Below are 5,636 nucleotides of genomic sequence, written 5' to 3'. Positions count from 1 at the left end.
CGGCCACCGACACCTCGTCGTCCTGGCGCGCCCGGCCCGCCCCCAGCCGCCAGGCCGCCAGGCCGACGGCGCGCGCGTCCAGCCGGCGCAGGAAGCCGGTCGCGGGCGCGGGCACCGTTTCGACGTGCCGGGCCATGGGCAGGGGCGCGTCCGGGTCGCCGCCCTGCGCGGTGACCATCCGTCGCCACACGTCGTGCGCCCGGCCCGCCGCGAGGACGTCCGCCGGATCCGGGCCGCCGGCCAGCCCGGCGAGGGCGAGCATCCGTCTGGCCAGCGTGACCGTCACCTCGACCAGGTCTGCCGGGCCGCCACCGCGCAGGGCCGCCACCGCCTCGTCGACCTCGAGCGCGTTGCCGGCGGTCCGCCCCAGCGGGGTGTCCATGCCGGTCAGCAGCGCCTCCGTGCGCATCCCGGCCGCGTCACCCAGGGTGACCATGTTCTCGGCCAGCTCCCGGGCCGGCGCCTGGGCCGTCATGAAGGCGCCCGAGCCGACCTTGACGTCCAGCACCAGCGCGGACGTCCCCTCGGCGATCTTCTTGCTCATGATCGACGAGGCGATCAGCGGGATCGACTCGACCGTGCCGGTCACGTCCCGCAGCGCGTACAGCTTCCGGTCCGCCGGGGCCAGGCCGGCGCCCGCGGCGGCGATGACCCCGCCGACGTCGGTGAGCACCGAACGCATCCGCTCAGGCGTCAGCGAGGCCCGCCAGCCGGGGATGGCCGCCATCTTGTCCAGCGTCCCGCCGGTGTGGCCGAGCCCGCGGCCGGCGAGCTGCGGCACCGCCGCGCCGCAGGCCGCCACCAGCGGCACCAGGACCAGCGAGACCTTGTCACCGACACCGCCGGTGGAGTGCTTGTCCACGGTCGGGCGGCCGAGCCCGGACAGGTCGAGCCGTTCGCCGCTGGCGACCATCGCCGCGGTCCACCGGGACAGCTCCGCCGGCCGCATGCCGCGCCACACCACGGCCATCAGATAGGCCGCCATCTGCTCGTCGGGGACAGCGCCCGCCGTGTAGGAGCTGATCAGCCAGTCCACGGCCGCGTCGGGCAGGCTGCCGCCGTCCCGTTTCGTCCGGATCAGGTCGACGACGTGAAAAGTCACGGAAAGCCACCGCCATCCCGTCCTGCGCGGGCGTCCTGGCCGGTGGCGGTGGCGGTGGCTGTGCCGGCACCGGCACCGGCACCGGCACCGGTGGCGTGGGCGACGGGCGGTGGCGGCAGGTCGGCGGGGCCGAAGGCGTCCGGCAGCAGCTCCGCCAGCCGACGCGGGTCACCGGCCGTCGCCACCAGGAGGTCCGGGCCACCGTGCTCGTACAGCAGCTGCCGGCACCGGCCGCAGGGCAGCAGCGGCGCGCCGGCGCCGTCCACGCAGGCGAACGCCACCAGCCGGCCGCCGCCGGCGGTGTGCAGTGCCCCTACCAGCACACACTCGGCACACAGCGTGAGGCCGTAGGAGGCGTTCTCGACGTTGCAGCCCACGACCAGCCTGCCGTCGTCCACCATGGCGGCGGCACCGACGCGCAGCCGTGAGTACGGGGCGTACGCACGGGTCGCCACCCGGGCGGCCTCGGCCCGCAGCCGTCGCCAGTCGACGGCATCCACCGTGGGCACGCCCGCGGGGCCAGCCGTGATGCCGTCCACGGGGCCGATCACAGGACCCGCCCCGGCGCCGGCCGCGGGACCCCAGCCTCAGGAGCGCTTCCCGCGGCCATGCGACACCTCCCGAAGGCCCGGACCCGTCCCGGGCGACAGCGCACAGCCCAGCATGCCCGACCCGGACGCCCCGGAAGCCGGCTTCCGGCCGCGCGGAGAAACAGGCGGAGAAACAGATGCCGAGGCAGGCAGGCCGCCCGGGAACAGCCGGGCTCCCCGGCCGCGCGGGAAACCCGGTCGCCGGTGCCGGCCCGCCGGTCACAGCGCTCCCGGTGCCGGGACAGCGGCCGTCCCGGTGGCGACCGTCCAGGCAGCCACTGCCCGGACCACCCAGACGGCGACCGTCCAGGCAGCCGCTGCCCGGACCGTCCGGTCGCTGTCCGGACGGCGACTGTCTGGACAGCGACTGTCGGACCTGCGGCGACAGCGACTGATGTAATGCTGCTGATTCGCAGAGTAAGGATGGCCGCGGACAGGGCGTCCGATCAGCAAACGACACCCTGACAAACGGACGGTATAGCCGCGCTCACACACTGTCGGCTACAGGAGGACGCGTTGGATCCCGCCGACACGGACACGCCGACGACCGTCCAGCCAGCTCCGCCCGCCCCCGGGCCCAGCGCGACACCGGCCCCCGGGCCCAGCGCGACACCGGCCCCCGGGCCCAGCGCGACACCGGCCGCGGCCGGCGGTACGCCCGGCCGCGGCCGGCGGCGCGAGAGCCTCCGGCCGCACGCCCTGACCGGGTCGGGCTACCTCCTGCTGGCCCTGCTGCTGACCGCCCGGGTGTGGCCCGACCCGACCCGGAACATCATCGCCGGCAACCCGAACGACACCGCCCTGTACTGCTGGTGGCTGGCACACACCGCACATGCCGTCACCAGCCTGTCGAACCCCTTCGTCACGCACCTGGCGAACGCGCCGGAGGGGATAAACGCGCTGTGGAACACCTCCGTGCTGGTCCCCGGCCTGCTGCTGACGCCGGTGACCCGGGTCGCCGGGCCGGTGGCCTCCTACAACCTGCTCGTCGTGCTGGCGTTCTCGCTGTCCGCGTTCAGCGCCTACCTGTTCGCGCGGAAGCTGCGGGTGCGCGCCGCGGCGGCCGGCGTCGCCGGGCTCGTCTACGGTTTCTCGCCGGCGCTCGTCGCGGCCGGGACAGGACATCTCAGCCTGGCCCTGGCGCCGGCCGTGCCGTTGCTGCTCGGCCTTGTCGTGGACGCCGTCCGGGGGACGCGGCGGCCGGCGCGGACCGGCGTGCTGCTCGGCGTCGGCGCCGGCCTGCAACTGCTGACCGGCGAGGAGGTGCTGCTCATCACCGCGGTGACGGCCGCCGTCGGGATCGTCCTGCTGCTGGCGAGCCGGCCGGAGTATCTCCGCCGGGCCGGCGGGCCACTGCGCGCGTTGGCGATCGCCTTCCTGACCTGCCTGGCGCTGGCCGCGGTGCCGCTGTGGATCCAGTTCTTCGGGCCGTTGCGGGCCCACGGCAGCCCGTTCCTGGCGAACTTCTTCAAGAGCGACCCGACCGGCCTGTACGTCCCTTCCGAACGCCAGTGGCTCGCGACATCCGCGCAGAGCGCGCGGGCGGCCGAGTTCCCCGGCGGCGCGCCGGAGTACATGAACTTCCTCGGCTGGCCCCTGCTGATCGTGTGTCTGTGCGCCGTCGTCCTGGGCTTTCACGACCTGCGGACACGGCTGGCCGGGCTCACCGGCGCGGTGCTGGCGGTTCTCTCCCTGGGCGGGACGCTGCTGGTCAACAACGTGGAGACGGGCCTGCGGCTGCCCTGGGGCCTGGTCGCCGGCCTGCCGGTCTTCGAGGCCGCCCTGCCGAACCGGTTCTCCCTCGGCACGGCCCTGATGGCCGGGCTCGTGCTCGCCTGTGCCCTGGACCGCCTGCCCGCCCGGCTCGGCGCCCCCGGCGTCCCGGCGGCCGCCCGGTTCAGGACCGCCGGTCTCCCCGCGGCCCGGTTCAAGGCCACCGGTGTTCCAGCAACGGCCCGGTTCAGGACCGCCGGTATCCCGGCGGCCCGGTTCAGGACCGCCGGTATCCCGGCGGCCCGGTTCAGGACCGCCAGTATCCCGGCGGCGGTGGCCCTCGCTGTGGCCTGTGTACTCCCGCTGATTCCTCGGCCGTACGCCGTCGAACGCTCACCCGACGTGCCCGCGTTCTTCACCACTGACGCCGTGAGAACCCTTCCGGCCGGCTCCAACGTGCTTCTCCTGCCCTATCCGACCGGGCTGCGGACCACCGCGATGGCCTGGCAGACCGCGGCGGACTTCCCTTTCTCGATGCCGGGCGGCTACTTCATCGGCCCGGGCCACGACGGGAAGGCGTACATGGGCGGGAAAAAACCGACAGCAACAGCACAGTTACTGGACGGCATCGAAAACAACGGGGCCGCCGGCCCGGTGACCCCGGCACAGATCGCCCGGAGCCGCGCCGACTTCGCCGAGCTCGGTGTGCGCGCGGTCGTGCTCGGCCCGGCAAGGCACCTGGACGACCTGCGCGACACGGTGACGTCGCTGACCGGACACCCGCCGGAGCTCACCGGAGGTGTGTACGTCTGGCACCTTCCGTGATATCCCGTGCCGGACGCCCACCGCTGGACAGCCCGTGATGCCGGTATGCGACGCGCCCCGAACCGGTGCGGTCGACGTGTGATGAAGTAGGCCGAGCGATGTCCTCGAGCACGGACAATGTCCACAGGCAGCGTCCGCGTCCACGAGCAGCGTCCACGTCCACAGGCAACGCCCATGTTCACAGGCAGCGTCCGCGTCCACGGACAATGTCCAGAGGACGGGCAATGCCCACGAGCAAAATCCACAGGGAGGTGGGACGGCCGGATGCCGCTCGAGCGCCACCCGACGTCGAAAACCGGGCGGGAACCGGATTCCGGCCAGCTCGTCGCGGGCCGTTACCGGCTCGGCGCCGAACTCGGCCGCGGCGGTTTCGGTGTGGTGTACGCGGCCACCGACGAGCTGCTGCGGCGGGACGTCGCCGTCAAGGAAATCCGCCTCCCACCGTCGATCTCCGCCGACGAGCGGGCGATCCTGCGCCAGCGGGTGCTGCGCGAGGCGCGCTCGGCCGGCCGGGTCCAGCATCCCGGGCTCGTCCCGGTCTTCGACGTCCTCGAGGCGGACGGCCGCCCGTGGATCATCATGGAGCTCGTGGAGGGCCGCTCCCTGTCGGAGATCATCTACGACGAGGGCCCGCTGCCGCGTGAGCGGGTGGCCCGGATCGGCATCAGCCTCGCCTACGCCCTGGAGGCCGCGCACCGGACCGGGATCATCCACCGGGACGTCAAACCGGCGAACGTCCTGATCAGCGCGGACCGGCGCGCCCGGCTGACGGACTTCGGTATCGCGCTGTCCGCGGGGGATCCGACCCTGACCCGCACCGGCATCCTGCTCGGCTCGCCGTCCTACATCGCCCCGGAACGGGCCCGGGGGGAGGCCGGCGGCCCGGGCAGCGACATCTGGGCGCTGGGCGCGACCCTGTTCACCGCGGTCGAGGGCGGCGCGCCCTACGAGCGCGACAGCGCCATCGCGACGCTGACCGCGATCGTCGAGGGCAGACGCCATCCCTTCCGGCTGGCCGGCACCCTCGCGCCGATTCTCGCCGATCTCCTGGCGGTGCGGCCCGCTGACCGCCCGTCGCTGTCCCTGGCCCGGCGACGGCTGCGGAAGGTCAGCGAACGGGAGTCCTCCCGGCGGCTGCCGGGCACCCGTGCGGGCCGTACCGACCGCGAGCGTCCGCCGCGGACACCGGCGGGCCGCGACGGCGTCGCGCCGGGCGCGATCCCGGTGGGCCCCGCCCGCGCCGAGGCCGACGAGCGGGATGCCGTTGTACCGGGGCCGGGCATGATCCCGGTGAGCCCCGCCCCCGCTGAGGAACATCCGGCGCGCACGGCCGGGGCGAGCCAGGTGGACGCGGCACCGGCCTCCACCGGCGGCTCCACGGCCGGCCCGCCCGCCACCAGCGGATC

The 5,636-nt window shown here is 74.3% G+C and carries 4 protein-coding genes; 2 read left to right on the top strand and 2 right to left on the bottom strand.

Translation table 11 applies throughout. The features are described from left to right. Positions 1-1,102, bottom strand: a 1,102-nt coding sequence (locus NBX02_RS04765) for a thymidine phosphorylase (protein ID WP_250290146.1), incomplete at its 3' end; no start/stop codon positions are given. After that, the gene (locus NBX02_RS04760) at positions 1,099-1,641 is read right to left on the bottom strand and encodes a cytidine deaminase (protein WP_250284565.1); all 543 of its coding nucleotides are present in this window, start codon (positions 1,639-1,641) and stop codon (positions 1,099-1,101) included. The genes NBX02_RS04765 and NBX02_RS04760, both read right to left, overlap by 4 nt. 567 nt (positions 1,642-2,208) lie before the next feature. Between NBX02_RS04760 and NBX02_RS04755 the strand changes: the two genes are divergently transcribed. Together NBX02_RS04755 and NBX02_RS04750 are read left to right on the top strand one after the other, a co-directional pair. After that, positions 2,209-4,230, top strand: a complete 2,022-nt coding sequence (locus NBX02_RS04755) for a DUF2079 domain-containing protein (protein ID WP_250290145.1) — start codon at positions 2,209-2,211, stop codon at positions 4,228-4,230. 264 nt (positions 4,231-4,494) lie between these two features. After that, positions 4,495-5,636 (top strand): serine/threonine-protein kinase (locus tag NBX02_RS04750; protein ID WP_250290142.1); only part of this gene is annotated, 1,142 nt, incomplete at its 3' end.

The organism is Protofrankia sp. CiP1_Cm_nod1 (assembly GCF_920888515.1).
Lineage (GTDB): Bacteria > Actinomycetota > Actinomycetes > Frankiales > Frankiaceae > Protofrankia.
The sequence above is the reverse complement of the archived record's forward strand: the minus strand, read 5'-3'. Positions and strand labels throughout refer to the sequence as shown.